Raw genomic sequence first — 15,011 nt, 5'->3', positions numbered from 1 at the left:
GCAAAGTGTAGGGGCTGAATGCATCAATTGGCCAATCGCTGATGAGTCAGGTTGCTTCACTGGCCGGTGCTGGCTAGCATCAACCCACCATCAACAGTCTCTGGAGATGCACCCCTCAATAATGTCCCCTCTTCCAGCTACGCCAAGGATTGCAGCGCCACTGGATACCCGTGCCCGAATTGAAACCCCGGAAGGGATCGACTTGATGCTGCGCCCCGCCGGGCTGGTGCCGCGCTCGCTGGCATTCGGTTTCGACCTGCTGGTTCGCGGGGTGATCCTGGCCAGCCTGTTCTTTTTTCTCAGCCTGTTCGACAAGTTCGGCATGGGGCTGAGCGCTCTTGTATTGTTCCTCGGCACCTGGTGGTATCAGGTCCTGTTCGAGGTACTGAATCAAGGCCGTACTCCCGGCAAACAGATCATGGGCCTGAGGGTGGTACACGATGACGGCACACCGATTGGCTGGACCGCCTCCCTGACCCGCAACCTCCTGCGTTTCGTCGACATGCTGCCATTCGGCTACGGCCTGGGCGCCGTCAGCTGCCTGCAACATCCACTGTTCAAGCGCCTGGGGGACGTGGCCGCCGGCTCGCTGGTGATCTATACCGACAAACCCATAGAGCGCCCCCAGCTGCCCAACGCCAGCGCCGCTGATGCCACCGTTCGCCTTGACACTGGAGGAGCAACGCGCCGTGCTGAGCTTTGCCGAACGGCAATCCAGCTTGTCCGTCGAGCGCAAGCAGGAGCTGGCGGCGATTCTCGCGCAACCCTTGCAGGTCGCGCCTGATCAGGCCGTGGCGCAACTCAACGGTATCGCCCGCAGCCTATGGGGGTCGACATGAAACAGAGCCAGTTCGAGCGCCTTCACCAAGCCGACTGGCAACGCTTCGAGACGTTGCTGGAAGCGCTCGAACACGGCAAGCGTAAAACCCCGGCCAGCGAAACCTTTGCTGCTGACTATCGACGCATCTGCCAGCATTTGGCGCTGGCTCAGGAACGCGGCTATAGCAGCCTGCTGATCGATCCATTGCAACAATTGGCGATGCGCGGCCATCAACAGTTTTATCGCCATCGCAGCCAATTGACCGCGCAGGTGCTGGCGTTCATCCTCGCCGGTTTCCCCAGACTGGTACGGGCACAATGGCGCTTTGTGCTGGTCTCGGCCCTGCTGTTTTTTGGCAGCCTGATCGGCATGGGGCTGCTGGTGTATTTTTTTCCGGATCTGGTCTACAGCGTCGTCACTCCGGAGCAGGTCACCGAAATGGAGGGCATGTACGATCCCGCTGCTCACCGCCTGGGCCAGGCCGCCGCGCGAGGCGCCAATGAAGACTGGATGATGTTCGGCTACTACATCATGAATAACATCGGCATCGCTTTTCAGACCTTCGCCAGTGGTTTGCTGTTTGGTTTGGGCAGCCTGTTCTTTCTGTTCTTCAACGGTCTGATGATCGGTGCCGTGGCCGGGCATTTGAGTGGCGTGGGCTTTGGCCAGACCTTTTGGTCGTTTGCCATCGGCCATGGCGCGTTCGAACTGACGGCTATCGCGCTGGCGGGTGCCGCCGGGCTGAAACTCGGCTGGTCATTGCTCGCGCCCGGCCCATTGCCCCGCAGCGAAGCCTTGCGCCTGGCGGCGAAAACCAGTGTGCAACTGATTTGCGGGGTCATGCTGTTTTTGCTGATCGCAGCCTTTATCGAGGCGTATTGGTCGTCAATGAATACCCTACAAGCGCAGACCAAATACCTGGTCGGCGCCGGTTTGTGGGCATTGGTCGTCCTGTACCTGACCCTTGCCGGACGGACTCGCCATGCGCCTGACTGACGCCAGCGTCGCGATTCGCCCACGCACGCCCTGGGAAGCCATCGACCTCGGCGTGCTGTTGGCCCGGGAACATCGCACCTTGCTCATGAGCAGTTGGGCGATCGTCACGCTGCCGATCTTTGCCCTGATCACTCTGGCCTTCTGGGACTACCCGACCCTCGCCATTTTGCTGTTCTGGTGGCTGAAACCGGCGTACGAACGCTTGCCGTTACTGATCCTCTCGCAAGCATTGTTCGGCTCGACACCCAGCCTCAAGCAAGCGCTGCTGGATTGGCCGCACACGCTGAAATCGCAGTTGCTGGCCAGCCTGACCTGGCGCCGCTTCAGCCTCAGTCGCAGCTTCAAACTGCCCGTGCAGCAGCTTGAGCAACTGTCCGGCCCGGCACGCCAACAGCGAATTGCCGTGCTCAGCCAAAGCAGCCTGAGCGCCGCCCGTTGGTTGACCTCCGTCGGCAACTCGCTGGAAATGACACTGTGGCTTGGGCTGATGGTGCTGTTCTATTTAATGATTCCGCAGCAAGTGGAGTTGAACTGGAGCTGGGCTCGGCTGCTCGATATAGAAAATGACTTGAACTGGCTGGAGCACCTGAGCAATGCCTTTTATGCCCTGGTATTGATCTTCTGGGAGCCCATTTATGTGGCCTGTGGTTTCACCCTGTACCTGAATCGACGTACCGCGCTGGAAGCCTGGGATATCGAGTTGGTGCTGCGTAGCCTTCGCCAGCGGTTGATCGGCAGTGCTTATGTGCTGTTGCTCGGCCTGGGCCTGGCCTTCTCGACCTTCACCCCGTCCGCCTGGGCCGCTGAAGACAGTTATAGCTGTCCGCTGCCGGAAGCGCAGGTAAGGTCCGACCATATCCCCGCCGGCCCCGACAGCCCGCGCCTGACGCATCAAAAACTGACCAGCAAGACCGCCCGCGACGCCATCAAGGCCGAGTTGTCGCAAGCGCCGTTCAAAAACACCGAGACCGTCAGCGGCTGGCGCCTGACCCAAGACAAGATCAAGCCCGCGAAAATAGCGGACCCGGCGCACTGGCTGGTGCGCCTGCTTAACGCCTTGAGCCAGACCGCGAACATTTTTGCGCACACGCTTTCGGTGCTGTTGTGGACGGCAGCGATCCTCGCGGTCGGCACCTTGATCTGGCGTTACCGCGCCTGGCTCGCCACCTTCGTCAGCCGACGCCGAACCGAGCCGCCGACTCAACAAGAGCTGCCGCAGCACCTGTTCGGCTTGCAAGTCAGCGCCGAGAGTCTGCCCGACGACGTGGCCGGGGCCGCCGAACAATTGTGGTCGAGCCATCCCCGCGAAGCCTTGGGTTTGCTCTATCGCGCGCTGTTGAGCCGCCTGCTGCTGGACTACCAGTTGCCGCTGAAAAGCGCCGATACCGAAGGCGAAGTACTGCAACAGGTCGCGCAGCTGCAATCGCATCCCCTGATGCAGTTCAGCCAAAACCTCACCACCCACTGGCAAAATCTGGCATACGGCCACCGCTTGCCGGGACCGCAGTTGCAGCAAGAGTTGTGTCAGGGCTGGCGCCAGTTGTTCGACTCAGGGTCGACGCCATGAACCGGCGCCATCTGCCGCTAATCGGCCTGTTGTTGGCGATCGTCCTCGGCGTGGGCTACTACCTCGGCACCCACCTGGAACGCTACAGCGAAGTCGTCGATCTTGGGCCATCGCCCGAAGCGCGGAGCAATCCGTATCTGGCGGCCGAGCACTTCCTGCGTCAACATTCGACGCCGGTGCAGGTCACCGACGTGATCCAGAACCTGCCCGATCCACGCATGGACCCGCAGACCCTGTTGTTGCTCGCCAGTCGTCAAAACATGACGCCGCGGCAGGTCGAGCGTCTGCTGGATTGGACTCGCTCCGGTGGCCATTTATTGTTCGTTGCCGAGCAACTGTGGGATGCGGACAAAGGCCGCAGCGGCGATTTATTGCTGGACCGCGTACAGATTCATCAACGCCTGAGTGCCGAACTGCAGGACGAAGGCAATCCCGCCACCGCGCCCAAGCCTCGGAACGGTGCGCCACTGACGCCGCTGGCGCCCACTGATTTTCCGCAGTTGACCAAGCTTTACCTGGAAAACGAAGACGACCCGGCGTACTTCAGTTTCGACACCCGCTTTCATCTGGAAGACCCCAAAGATCTGGCGCAGGCCTGGGCCAACAGCGACCTGGCAACGCACATGATGCAACTGGCCTATGGCGACGGGCTGATCACGGTGCTGACCGACAGCGACCTGTGGAAAAACCGCGCCATCGGCCGGTACGACAATGCGTGGCTGTTGTGGTATCTGACCCAGGACAGCGCGGTCACCTTGCTGCTGCAAACCGAACACGACGACCTGTTCAGTCTGCTGCTGCGTTATTTCCCGGAAGCCCTGGCCACGCTGGCGCTGTTGATTTCCCTGCTGTTGTGGCATGTCGGCATGCGCCAGGGGCCGTTGCTGGCCCCTGCGCCGAGAGCGCGTCGGCAACTGGCTGAACACCTGCGTGCCAGCGCCGACTTTCTGTTGCGGCGCAACGGCCAACAAGCCCTGTTGCGAGCGCTGCAACAGGACATCTTGCGCCGCGCCCGCCAGCGTCATCCCGGCTTTGAACAGTTGGTCGTCGCAGACCAGTGGCAAGTGCTGTCACGGTTGACGCGCCAGCCCACCAGTGCCATCAGCCAAGCCCTGCGCACTCGGCCAAAACAGCGCCTGTCCAGCAGCGATTTCACCCGCCAGGTTGCCCACCTGCAAACCCTCAGGAATGCCCTATGAGCGAACACCCGACGGACCCGCAAAACACCACCGTAGCCAGCCCTGCGCCCAGCAATCAGGCGCAGCAACGGCAACGCGCCAGTCAGTTGGCACAGGCCCTGCGTCACGAATTGCAGTTGGTGGTCATCGGCCAGAACGCGGTCATCGACGACGTGTTGACCGCCTTGATCGCGGGCGGCCACGTGCTGCTCGAAGGCGTGCCGGGGCTGGGTAAAACCTTGTTGGTGCGGGCCCTCGCCCGCTGCTTTGGCGGTGAGTTCGCGCGCATCCAGTTCACCCCCGACCTGATGCCCAGCGACGTCACCGGCCACGCGGTGTACGACATGCACACCGAGCAATTCAAGCTACGCAAGGGACCGCTGTTCACCAACCTGCTGTTGGCGGACGAAATCAACCGGGCACCGGCGAAAACCCAGGCGGCGTTACTGGAGGCCATGCAAGAACGGCAGGTCACCCTCGAAGGCCGCCCGTTGCCGATTGCTCAGCCGTTCATGGTGCTGGCCACGCAAAACCCCATCGAGCAGGAAGGCACGTACCCTTTGCCCGAAGCCGAACTCGATCGTTTCATGCTCAAGCTGCGCATGGATTATCCCGATGCGGCCGACGAGCTGAGCATGGTGCGTCAGGTCACTCGCTCGACCAAGGCCGACATGCTCGACGTGCACCCGCCCCGCACGATCCTGCAGGCCAAGGACGTGCTGGTGTTACAACGGATCGCCAGCGAATTGCCACTGGACGAGCAGGTGCTGGATTACGCCGTGCGCCTGGCCCGCACCACCCGCAGTTGGCCGGGCCTGACGTTGGGCGCCGGGCCACGCGCATCGATTGCACTGGTTCGCGGCGCACGCGCACGGGCGTTGATTCGTGGCGGCGACTTCGTCATCCCGGACGACATCAAAAGCTGCGCCCTGGCGGTATTGCGGCATCGGGTCCGGCTTTCGCCTGAACTGGATATAGAAGGTATGTCGGTTGATCAGGTGCTCAAGCAACTGCTTGATCAGGTGCCGGCGCCGCGCCTATGAAGCAGGCGCTAAAGCCTTCTCGCCTGTTGCTCGGCTGGCTCGGTGGCTTGACTGCCGTCGCGCTGGTTGTCGGCACTCTAGGCACGTTGGGCGTCGACCTGCCGACAAAACTCTCGGCGGTGTGCTGGGGTTTGTTGCTGGCGCTGATCGTCCTCAGCCTGCTGGACGCCGTGAAGCTGATTCGCCTGCCATCGCCACAGGTGCAACGTCAGCTGCCGGGCAGCCTGGCGCTGGGACGCTGGGGCGAAGTACGCATCAGCCTTGCCCACGACCTTGACCGGCCGTTGACACTGCAGGTGTTTGATCACGTCCCCAATGGCCTGTCGTTCGAACATCTGCCGCAACAGATCACCGTAGAGCCCGGCGAACAAGGCCAGTTCGGTTATCGCCTGCGACCCTTGAGTCGTGGGCATTTTCAATTCGAACAGTGTGAAGTCGGCCTCCCCAGCACCTTGCGTCTGTGGACCTCGCGCCGCTACCTGCCGCTGCTCGATGCTACCCGCGTTTACCCGGACTTCGCTCATCTGTACGGTGGGCAATTGCTGGCGGTGGATAACTGGCTCAGCCAGATGGGCGTGCGTCAACGCCAGCGTCGGGGCATGGGCCTGGAGTTTCATCAGCTACGGGAGTTTCGCGAGGGCGACAGCCTGCGGCAGATTGACTGGAAAGCCACCGCCCGGCAACGCACCCCCATCGCCCGCGAGTATGAAGATGAACGCGATCAGCAACTGGTGTTCATGCTCGATTGTGGTCGGCGAATGCGCAGCCAGGACGGCGATCTGGCGCATTTCGACCATGCACTGAACGCCTGTCTTCTGCTTAGCTACGTTGCCTTGCGCCAGGGGGATGCGGTGGGCATCACCACCTTTGCCGGCGAGCAGGACCACTATCTGGCGCCAGTCAAAGGTCCCGGCCAGTTGAAGGTGCTGCTCAACCATGTCTACGACCTGAAAAGCACACAACGCGCTGCCGACTACAGCGTCGCGGTGCAACAGTTACTGACGCGACAGCAACGTCGGGCGCTGGTGGTGCTGGTCACCAACCTGCGGGACGAAGACGATGAACAGCTACTCGGCGCGGTGAAGCAGTTGAGCCGCCTGCATCGGGTCCTGGTGGTCAGTCTGCGCGAGGAGCTGCTCGACCAGGTTCGACAGACACCCGTGCAGACCTGGCAGGACGCACTCACTTACTGCGGCACGGTCGACTACCTCAACGCCCGCGCCACACTGCACGAACGCCTGATCGCCCACGGAATCCCGGTATTGGACGCGCGTCCCGGCGAACTCGGTGCCGAGTTGGTCAGTCGTTATCTGGGTTGGAAAAAGGCAGGCACGCTGTGAGGGCGAAAGCTTAAAGCAGGCAATCCAGTGCCTGCTTTAAACCGATTCAGTGCTCAGGCCGAGGCTTCCTGGGGATGAAAGCTGAAATACGACTTCAACACATGGACCAGATGCATGTATTCGTAGGGCGTGTTTTGCAGCATGAACCCAGAATCGAAATGCCCTGGGGTCTCATCTTCATGACACCAGAGACAGGCGGCATTGATATCGATGATTTTCTGACTGCCATTCTCGCCCGGGGTCTTCAAACGCAATTCAAAATCAGCGCCGACCAGAATCGGCAATTCGCTGATCAACATCAAACCGTGTTCTGAAACATTGCCCAGGTAACCCATCGGTCTATCCGTGTACCGATTGAAAACCTGTAAAAAGTAAGGCAACTGGTGACGCTCGATTCGTCGCTCGATAAGCATGTCTGACGGTCGCTATGCAATGAACCATTAAGCATGGTCGCGCTAGTGCCTTCTGAATTCGTACCTGCGTTGGCCATGCATCGCCGGTACCAACTCTCCTTTGATGCCACGCGCGATCGAGCACTTCCTGGCGTCCCCTGACAAGCGGAGCCTGAGGTGTTCGCTTGCGCGACTACCGGCCGGTCCCTGGCTGCCATGCGACTGTACGTCCGTACTGCTCCTTACCCCAAAGACTAGACCAAAGCTGGCTTACAGCCACTTAGCAACACAGCAAATCTATTCAAATGAGTGTAACTACAAGGGCGCAGGGCTCGGATGGGCCGATCCGCCGCCGTTCAAATGTCCCAATTGTTGCAACGTTTCCAGACGTGCACGCGCTCGAAACGCGTATTCGCTGGTCGGATACTGGGACATGATGAACTGATAGGTCTGCGCAGCGTCCACGTACAGGTCCTGACGCTCCAGGCATTGACCGCGCAACATCGATACTTCCGGCTGGACGAATCGACGCTCACGGCTTTCGCGATCAACCTGGGATAACTCCAGCATTACGCTATCGCAATTTCCCGCCGCATACGAGCGGTAAGCGCTGTTCAAGTGCTCGTCCATCGACCAACGGGTGCAGCCGACGACACTGGCCATTACGGCCAAAACGATCAAAATTCGCATGGGTATCTCCTGTGCTCTGAAGTGTATCGTCCCCGCTATGGATTTCTTCAGGTTGTTTTTTGCCCAGTGACCTCTCGTGCAGGTAGTGCAAAGGAACAATGACTACAGGACAAGAGAGTAGTAGCCTCACGCTGCGCTTCAATTAAGGAGTTTGTGCATGACCGTTCGTCGTACCAAAATCGTCGCCACACTTGGCCCTGCCAGTAATTCGCCGGAAGTTATCGAGAAGCTGATTCTCGCCGGGCTGGACGTTGCCCGCCTGAACTTCTCCCACGGCACGCCCGACGAGCACAAGGCTCGTGCAAAGCTGATCCGCGAAATCGCCGCGAAAAACGGTCGTTTCGTTGCGCTGCTGGGTGACCTGCAAGGTCCGAAAATTCGTATCGCCAAATTCGCCAACAAGAAGATCGAGCTGAAAGTCGGTGACAAGTTCACCTTCTCCACCAGCCATCCTCTGACTGAAGGCACCCAGGAAGTCGTCGGTATCGACTACCCGGATCTGGTCAAGGACTGCGGCGTAGGCGACGAGCTGTTGCTCGACGACGGCCGCGTGGTCATGCGCGTCGACACCTCTACCGACGATGCTCTGCATTGCACGGTATTGATCGGCGGTCCGCTGTCTGACCATAAAGGCATCAACCGCCGTGGCGGTGGTCTGACGGCTCCGGCCCTGACCGAGAAAGACAAGCAAGACATCAAGCTGGCTGCTGAGATGGACCTGGATTACCTGGCCGTTTCCTTCCCGCGCGATGCCGCTGATATGGAATACGCCCGTAAGCTGCGTGACGAGTCCGGCGGTACTGCCTGGCTGGTGGCGAAGATCGAACGCGCCGAAGCCGTGGCCGACGACGAAACCCTCGATGCCCTGATCCGCGCCAGTGACGCAGTGATGGTCGCTCGTGGCGACCTCGGCGTGGAAATCGGTGACGCGGAACTGGTCGGTATCCAGAAAAAAATCATCCTGCACGCACGTCGCCACAACAAAGCGGTGATCGTAGCGACGCAGATGATGGAGTCGATGATCCAGAACCCGATGCCGACTCGCGCCGAAGTGTCCGACGTGGCCAACGCCGTGCTCGACTACACCGACGCTGTGATGCTCTCGGCTGAAAGTGCTGCGGGTTCGTACCCGATCGAGGCTGTCGAAGCCATGGCGCGGATTTGCATCGGCGCTGAAAAGCACCCGACCAGCAAAACCTCCAGCCATCGCATTGGCAAAACCTTCGAACGTTGCGACGAAAGCATCGCGCTGGCCGCCATGTACACGGCCAACCACTTCCCCGGTGTGAAAGCGATCATCGCCCTCACCGAAAGTGGCTACACGCCGTTGATCATGTCGCGCATCCGTTCTTCGGTGCCGATCTACGCGTTCTCCCCGCACCGCGACACCCAGGCTCGCGCCGCGATGTTCCGTGGTGTGTACACCATCCCGTTTGACCCGGCGGCACTGCCAGTCGGCCAGGTCAGCCAGGCAGCCGTGGACGAACTGGTCAAGCGTGGCCTGGTTCAACAAGGCGACTGGGTGATCCTGACCAAGGGTGATAGCTATCACACCATTGGCGGCACCAACGGCATGAAGATCCTGCACGTCGGCGACCCAATCGTGTAACACCGCCCCGGCAGTATCAAAAAAGCCCCGCAGTGCGAACTGTGGGGCTTTTTCATTTTTCAGGTGACCGTTAATTTGTAGGAGCGGGCTTTTGCCTGCGATCCAATTGATGCGGTGGGTCGGTTATACCGCCAATCGCGGGCAAGCCCGCGCCTACAATGCTCAGCGTTTGCTAATGAACCCCGACAGCGCTGCTATCGCTTCCGGCGAGCGCAGGCGTTCGGCGAAGAGTTCGCCTTCGTGCTGGATGACTTTCAATAACGCCTCACGCTCGGGCGCTCTCATTAATTGCTTGCTGATACGCACGGCATCGACGGCGAGGTTGTCCAGGCGGGCAGCCACTTCGCGGGCCTTATCGAGTGCGGCCTGACCACTGTCCACCGAAGCAGTCGCCAGACCCCAGGCGGCGGCTTGTTCGCCGCTGAAGGACTCACCCAGCAACAGCAACTCCGACGCTTTCGCATGGCCGATCAAGCGCGGCAGGATCAGGCTGGAGCCGAACTCCGGGCACAGTCCCAGATTGACGAAGGGCATCTTCAGTCGCGCATCGCGGCTGACGTAGACGAAATCGCAGTGCAGCAATAAGGTCGTGCCAATCCCCACCGCTGGCCCGGCGACGGCGGCAATGACTGGTTTGCTGCAGTTGAACAAACCGCGCATGAAGCGAAACACAGGGTTATCGAGGCCGCTGAGCGGTTGCTCGAGGAAGTCGGCGATGTCGTTGCCGCTGGTGAAGCACTCGTTGCCACCCGTCAGCAGCACCGCACGGATGCTCGAATCCTCATCAGCGCGTTCGAACGCCACGGCCAAGCGTTCATACATGGCCAGGGTCAGGGCATTCTTTTTCTCGGGACGATCCACACGCAGCGTCAGCAGGCTGCCTTCGCGTTCGATCACTACGGATTCAGACATGAGGCTCTCGCTTGGAAATCAGCGTTCAGCTACGGCCGAGAAACACATCGGCCAGCAGTTGACTGCGCGGTAGACCAGCGAGATAGAGGCGCTTGGCAAAGTGCTCGACGCTGGCAGGGTGCCCGCAGAGTAAGGCTATGGTTTGCCGGGAAACAAGCCGCAGTTCAGCCAAAGCTGCCGCCAAGTGTGCCGCGTCGACTAATTGAATTTGTACCTGCGAATGCTGCGCAGCCAGCTCCGCCAAGGGTTGCGCCAGATAATGTTCGCTATTGTCATGGGCCACATGAATGACCCGGATCGCGCCTTGGTGATCCTGACGCAACGCCTCGCGCAGCACGCCCCACAACGGCCCCAACCCGGTCCCGGCCGCCAGCAGCCACAAGGGCCGGTTGTGCCAGTCGGGATCGTAATGCAAGGCGCCGCCGCGCAGTTCGCCGAGGCGGATCGGGTCGCCGGCCTTGAGCAAGCGTGCAGCGTCACTGAAGGCGCCAGGGTGTCGGCAGTCGAGATGGAATTCGAGAAACCGATCTTCGTCCGGCAGACTGGCCAGCGAATACGGTCGCGCAATTGCCCCCGTCCAGAGCACCAGATGTTGCCCTGCACGATAACGCAGCGCACGCTCCGGGATCAGGCGCAAACGCAGGACGGTCGGACTCAACCACTGGCAACTCTCGACCGTCGCCGGCAAGCCATCGCGCAGCGGATCGAAGATTTCCACGCTCAGATCATCGACTACCTGACACTGGCAGGACAGCCGCCAGCCCTGCTGGCGCTTGCTCGCGTCCAGCGCTTCAGGCTGTGCATCCATCGGTTCGCCACTGACACACCGCACCAGACAGGCATGGCAACTGCCCGCCCGGCAACTGTAGGGCACGGCGATTCCGGCGCTATTGAGGGCATCGAGCAGATTGCTGGAAGCAGCGACCGACCATTGCCGGTCGCCAACGCGAAGATCAGGCATCGACGTTTTCCCACGCCGCCGCACAGCGATTGCGGCCGCTGCGTTTGGCGCGGTACAGCGCCTGGTCCGCACGTTGCAGGGCTTCATCAAGATCGTCGCCCACTTCCAACAACGTCATGCCCGCCGACAGGCTCAAGTCCGCCACCGACAACCCGACCAATTGCACATGGGTGAACGCCTCGCGCAGCCGTTCGCAACAGCTGGTCAAGTGCGCGGAGGTGCATTGCGGGATCAACAGCACGAACTCTTCGCCGCCGTAGCGCGCCAGCACATCGCCTTCGCGCAGACAGGCTGTAGCAACGGCGGCAAACGCCTGCAACACCTGATCCCCGGCGGCGTGGCCATGGGCATCGTTGATGCGTTTGAAGTGATCCAGGTCGATCAGCGCCAGCCCGTGGGTGAAGGTATCGTCCATCGCCTCCAACTCGCGGGAGGCCATGCGCAGAAAGTGCCGGCGGTTGAACAAACCGGTCAATTCGTCAGTGGCCACCAGATCTTCCAGCTGCCGCATCATCCCGCGCAGGGTGTCCTGGTGCGCTTGCAAGGCAAAGCGACGCTGACGCATGCGCTGTTGCGAGTGCTGCACGTAACGCGCATACAGGCACAACCAGACCAGCACGATAAACAGCGCCAGCACCTGCAGCGCCGCGAGCCCCGGATCGGCCAGCTCTTGATGAAAGGCTTCCCACAGGTTCAGGCCCGCGAAACTCAGGAACACAAAGGACACGCAGCGCACGAACACTTTGGCCTGTAAATGAAACAGGCCGAACAGCATGATCAGCACATACATGACCAGGAAGGTTCCGCGCGCGGCGTCCAGATTGGTCAGCAAATAGGTTTGCCAACCCAGCGCAATCAACACCTGCAGCTCGGTCAGGCTCGGGTCACGAAACTTGAGGTTGTAACCGCTGAGAAAAATCACCAGCAGCAGCACTTGGCTGGCAATCACCAGACCACTGGCGATCAGCGCCGTGTTCAGGGACGCGTGGTAGTAGCCCGTCAGAATCGCCACCCACGCGAGTGCCAGCACCAGCACATAGGTGCCAGCAGCCAGGAAAAAGCGTTTCAGTAACAATTTCTGTATGGCTTTATGGGTCACTTGTTGACTCACCGTGCTCAAAGGGACTCCTTCCCGAACCAGCACTAACGGCCTGCGTGGCTCAATTCCATCAGCTCGCATCAGCCTACTGCTCTGACCTGACACTCCAGCGTGTCATTCATGTTTTTCGGATACCGCCTGTGTCGCCGCCACTCCATGCCGCGCAAAGGTCTGAACCCGCCCTGTTTGATACGTCAATCGCGATCGATGCACCATAGCGGCCAGTAGCCACTTTAGTGCTACCACTCAAAAATGACTATTCAATTCGTATTCTTGCCTCCCTGCAAAAGCCTGCCAAACCTACGCAAAAAGAATGCCGGAGCACAGGTCGACTAAGGTTTGCGACCAAGCGGATGTGTCTGCGCCGGGCGCACGGTATACTGCCGCGCCTTTTTTGCGTCGGCGTTGTCAGCCGGCGCGCTTATTAAAGATGTTTTCAACGGACCACAGCGGTACTGTTGGAAACAGCTCAATCAATGTTCCCGTCCCGATAGAGGAGCGCGCTGCATGACCGTGATCAAGCAAGACGACCTGATACAGAGCGTTGCCGACGCCCTGCAGTTCATTTCCTACTACCACCCCGTAGATTTCATTCAAGCCATGCACGAAGCCTACCTTCGTGAAGAGTCGCCGGCTGCTCGCGATTCCATGGCCCAGATCCTGATCAACTCGCGCATGTGTGCGACCGGCCATCGGCCGATCTGCCAGGATACCGGTATCGTTACTGTATTCGTTCGCGTGGGCATGGACGTACGCTGGGACGGCGCCACCATGAGTCTGGACGACATGATCAACGAAGGCGTGCGTCGCGCCTACAACCTGCCGGAAAACGTGCTGCGTGCTTCGATCCTGGCCGACCCGGCCGGTGCGCGTAAAAACACTAAAGACAACACCCCGGCGGTCATCCACTACTCCATCGTTCCCGGCAACACCGTTTCAGTGGACGTCGCGGCCAAAGGCGGCGGCTCGGAAAACAAATCGAAGATGGCGATGCTCAACCCGTCCGACTCGATCGTTGACTGGGTGCTGAAAACCGTTCCGACCATGGGCGCTGGCTGGTGCCCGCCTGGCATGCTCGGCATCGGCATCGGCGGCACGGCTGAAAAAGCGGCCGTGATGGCCAAAGAAGTGTTGATGGAATCCATCGACATTCACGAGCTGATCAAGCGCGGCCCGTCCAACCGTATTGAAGAGTTGCGCCTGGAGCTGTTCGAGAAGGTCAACCAGTTGGGCATCGGCGCTCAAGGCCTTGGCGGCCTGACCACCGTGCTCGACGTGAAGATCATGGACTACCCGACCCACGCCGCTTCGTTGCCGGTGTGCATGATCCCGAACTGTGCCGCAACTCGTCATACGCACTTCGTGCTCGATGGCAGCGGCCCGGTCGCCCAGGAAGCGCCGCCGCTGGACGCTTACCCGGACATCGTCTGGGAAGCGGGCCCGTCTGCGCGCCGTGTCAACCTCGACACCCTGACCCCGGAAGAAGTAGAGAGCTGGAAGCCGGGCGAAACCCTGCTGCTCAACGGCAAGATGCTCACCGGTCGCGACGCTGCGCACAAACGCATGGTCGAGATGCTGGACCGTGGCGAAGAACTGCCCGTGGACCTCAAGGGTCGCTTCATCTACTACGTCGGCCCGGTTGATCCGGTGCGCGACGAAGTGGTTGGCCCTGCCGGCCCGACCACGGCGACGCGGATGGACAAGTTCACCCGTCAGATCCTCGATCAGACCGGCCTGCTGGGCATGATCGGTAAATCCGAGCGTGGCCCGGTCGCCATCGAAGCGATCAAGGACCACAAAGCCGTGTACTTGATGGTCGTCGGCGGCGCTGCGTACCTGGTGGCACAAGCCATCAAGAAATCACGCGTCGTGGCCTTCCCGGAAATGGGCATGGAAGCGATCTACGAGTTCGACGTCACCGACATGCCGGCCACTGTTGCCGTGGATACCAAAGGCGAATCGGTCCATACCACCGGTCCTGCGATCTGGCAGAAGAAGATCAGTGAGAGTCTGGCGGTGGAAGTGCAGTAAGTAACGCCCCACAAAAAACCCGATCATTTGATCGGGTTTTTTTATGCCTGGCACTTTATTTCGCCGCCGCCCGCACCACACTCAACTCAGGCGCCGCCCCCCGGCGCTGACTCAAATACCGCGTGCAACTCACGCGCAGGAACGAGGCGAAATTCACTACTTCGCCATTGAAGCCCATGACTTCTTCGTACAGTTTGGTAATCAGCTGATTGGTGGTCATGCCGTCGTTGCGGGCGATTTCGGCGAGGATGTCCCAAAACTGGTTTTCCAGACGCAAAGTGGTGACCACGCCGCAGATTCGCAGCGAACGGGAGCGCGACTCGTAGAGGATGGGGTCGGCTTTAACGTAGAGTTCGCACATGGGCGTGATCTC

Annotated in this window: 13 protein-coding genes and 1 pseudogene; 8 read left to right on the top strand and 6 right to left on the bottom strand. The window is 60.3% G+C overall.

Annotated elements, in window-relative coordinates:
- Positions 1-121 precede the first annotated feature (121 nt).
- The 6 genes and pseudogenes from ACF0H7_RS04120 (at position 122) to ACF0H7_RS04095 (ending at position 6,944) form a co-directional block, all read left to right on the top strand.
- Positions 122-839, top strand: a pseudogene (locus tag ACF0H7_RS04120) (RDD family protein).
- Positions 836-1,816, top strand: a complete 981-nt coding sequence (locus tag ACF0H7_RS04115) for a stage II sporulation protein M (RefSeq protein WP_397451525.1) — start codon at positions 836-838, stop codon at positions 1,814-1,816. The pseudogene ACF0H7_RS04120 and the gene ACF0H7_RS04115 overlap by 4 nt, the downstream one beginning before the upstream one ends.
- A complete protein-coding gene (locus tag ACF0H7_RS04110) occupies positions 1,803-3,383 on the top strand; it encodes a DUF4129 domain-containing protein (RefSeq protein ID WP_397451524.1) in 1,581 nt (526 codons plus the stop codon). Before ACF0H7_RS04115 ends, ACF0H7_RS04110 begins: the two co-directional genes overlap by 14 nt.
- Positions 3,380-4,582, top strand: coding sequence for a DUF4350 domain-containing protein (locus ACF0H7_RS04105; protein WP_397451523.1), 1,203 nt, complete (start codon positions 3,380-3,382; stop codon positions 4,580-4,582). The genes ACF0H7_RS04110 and ACF0H7_RS04105 overlap by 4 nt, the downstream gene beginning before the upstream one ends.
- Positions 4,579-5,604 carry an AAA family ATPase gene (locus ACF0H7_RS04100; protein ID WP_397451522.1) on the top strand — a complete coding sequence of 342 codons (1,026 nt, stop codon included), beginning with the start codon at positions 4,579-4,581 and terminating at the stop codon, positions 5,602-5,604. Before ACF0H7_RS04105 ends, ACF0H7_RS04100 begins: the two co-directional genes overlap by 4 nt.
- The gene (locus ACF0H7_RS04095) at positions 5,601-6,944 is read left to right on the top strand and encodes a DUF58 domain-containing protein (RefSeq protein ID WP_397451521.1); all 1,344 of its coding nucleotides are present in this window, start codon (positions 5,601-5,603) and stop codon (positions 6,942-6,944) included. Before ACF0H7_RS04100 ends, ACF0H7_RS04095 begins: the two co-directional genes overlap by 4 nt.
- A gap of 53 nt (positions 6,945-6,997) precedes the next feature.
- Here ACF0H7_RS04095 and ACF0H7_RS04090 read toward each other — a convergent pair whose 3' ends face one another.
- Together ACF0H7_RS04090 and ACF0H7_RS04085 are read right to left on the bottom strand one after the other, a co-directional pair.
- Positions 6,998-7,357, bottom strand: a complete 360-nt coding sequence (locus ACF0H7_RS04090; protein WP_397451520.1) for a PilZ domain-containing protein — start codon at positions 7,355-7,357, stop codon at positions 6,998-7,000.
- 294 nt (positions 7,358-7,651) lie between these two features.
- On the bottom strand, positions 7,652-8,026 hold the full coding sequence (locus ACF0H7_RS04085; RefSeq protein ID WP_397451519.1) for a tol-pal system YbgF family protein: 375 nt from the start codon (positions 8,024-8,026) through the stop codon (positions 7,652-7,654).
- 157 nt (positions 8,027-8,183) lie between these two features.
- On the opposite strand from ACF0H7_RS04085, the gene pyk reads away from it, so the two are divergent.
- Positions 8,184-9,635 carry a pyruvate kinase gene (gene pyk / locus ACF0H7_RS04080; RefSeq protein ID WP_397451518.1) on the top strand — a complete coding sequence of 484 codons (1,452 nt, stop codon included), beginning with the start codon at positions 8,184-8,186 and terminating at the stop codon, positions 9,633-9,635.
- Between the two features lie 162 nt (positions 9,636-9,797).
- Here pyk and ACF0H7_RS04075 read toward each other — a convergent pair whose 3' ends face one another.
- The 3 genes from ACF0H7_RS04075 to ACF0H7_RS04065 are packed head-to-tail and all read right to left on the bottom strand — an operon-like array spanning position 9,798 to position 12,607.
- On the bottom strand, positions 9,798-10,547 hold the full coding sequence (locus tag ACF0H7_RS04075; protein ID WP_397451517.1) for an enoyl-CoA hydratase: 750 nt from the start codon (positions 10,545-10,547) through the stop codon (positions 9,798-9,800).
- A 25-nt stretch (positions 10,548-10,572) separates the two neighbouring features.
- Positions 10,573-11,508: an iron-sulfur-binding ferredoxin reductase gene (locus ACF0H7_RS04070; RefSeq protein WP_397451516.1), complete on the bottom strand. Its 936-nt coding sequence runs from the start codon at positions 11,506-11,508 to the stop codon at positions 10,573-10,575.
- A complete protein-coding gene (locus tag ACF0H7_RS04065; protein WP_397453827.1) occupies positions 11,501-12,607 on the bottom strand; it encodes a diguanylate cyclase domain-containing protein in 1,107 nt (368 codons plus the stop codon). The genes ACF0H7_RS04070 and ACF0H7_RS04065 overlap by 8 nt, the downstream gene beginning before the upstream one ends.
- Positions 12,608-13,114: 507 nt before the next feature.
- Here ACF0H7_RS04065 and ACF0H7_RS04060 point away from each other — a divergent pair.
- The gene (locus ACF0H7_RS04060) at positions 13,115-14,638 is read left to right on the top strand and encodes a fumarate hydratase (protein ID WP_397451515.1); all 1,524 of its coding nucleotides are present in this window, start codon (positions 13,115-13,117) and stop codon (positions 14,636-14,638) included.
- A gap of 55 nt (positions 14,639-14,693) precedes the next feature.
- Here ACF0H7_RS04060 and ACF0H7_RS04055 read toward each other — a convergent pair whose 3' ends face one another.
- Positions 14,694-14,999: a ribbon-helix-helix domain-containing protein gene (locus ACF0H7_RS04055; RefSeq protein WP_397451514.1), complete on the bottom strand. Its 306-nt coding sequence runs from the start codon at positions 14,997-14,999 to the stop codon at positions 14,694-14,696.
- Between the last annotated feature and the right edge of the window lie 12 nt (positions 15,000-15,011).

It is taken from the genome of Pseudomonas sp. NA-150 (assembly GCF_044336365.1).
Taxonomy (GTDB): domain Bacteria; phylum Pseudomonadota; class Gammaproteobacteria; order Pseudomonadales; family Pseudomonadaceae; genus Aquipseudomonas.
The sequence above is the reverse complement of the archived record's forward strand: the minus strand, read 5'-3'. Positions and strand labels throughout refer to the sequence as shown.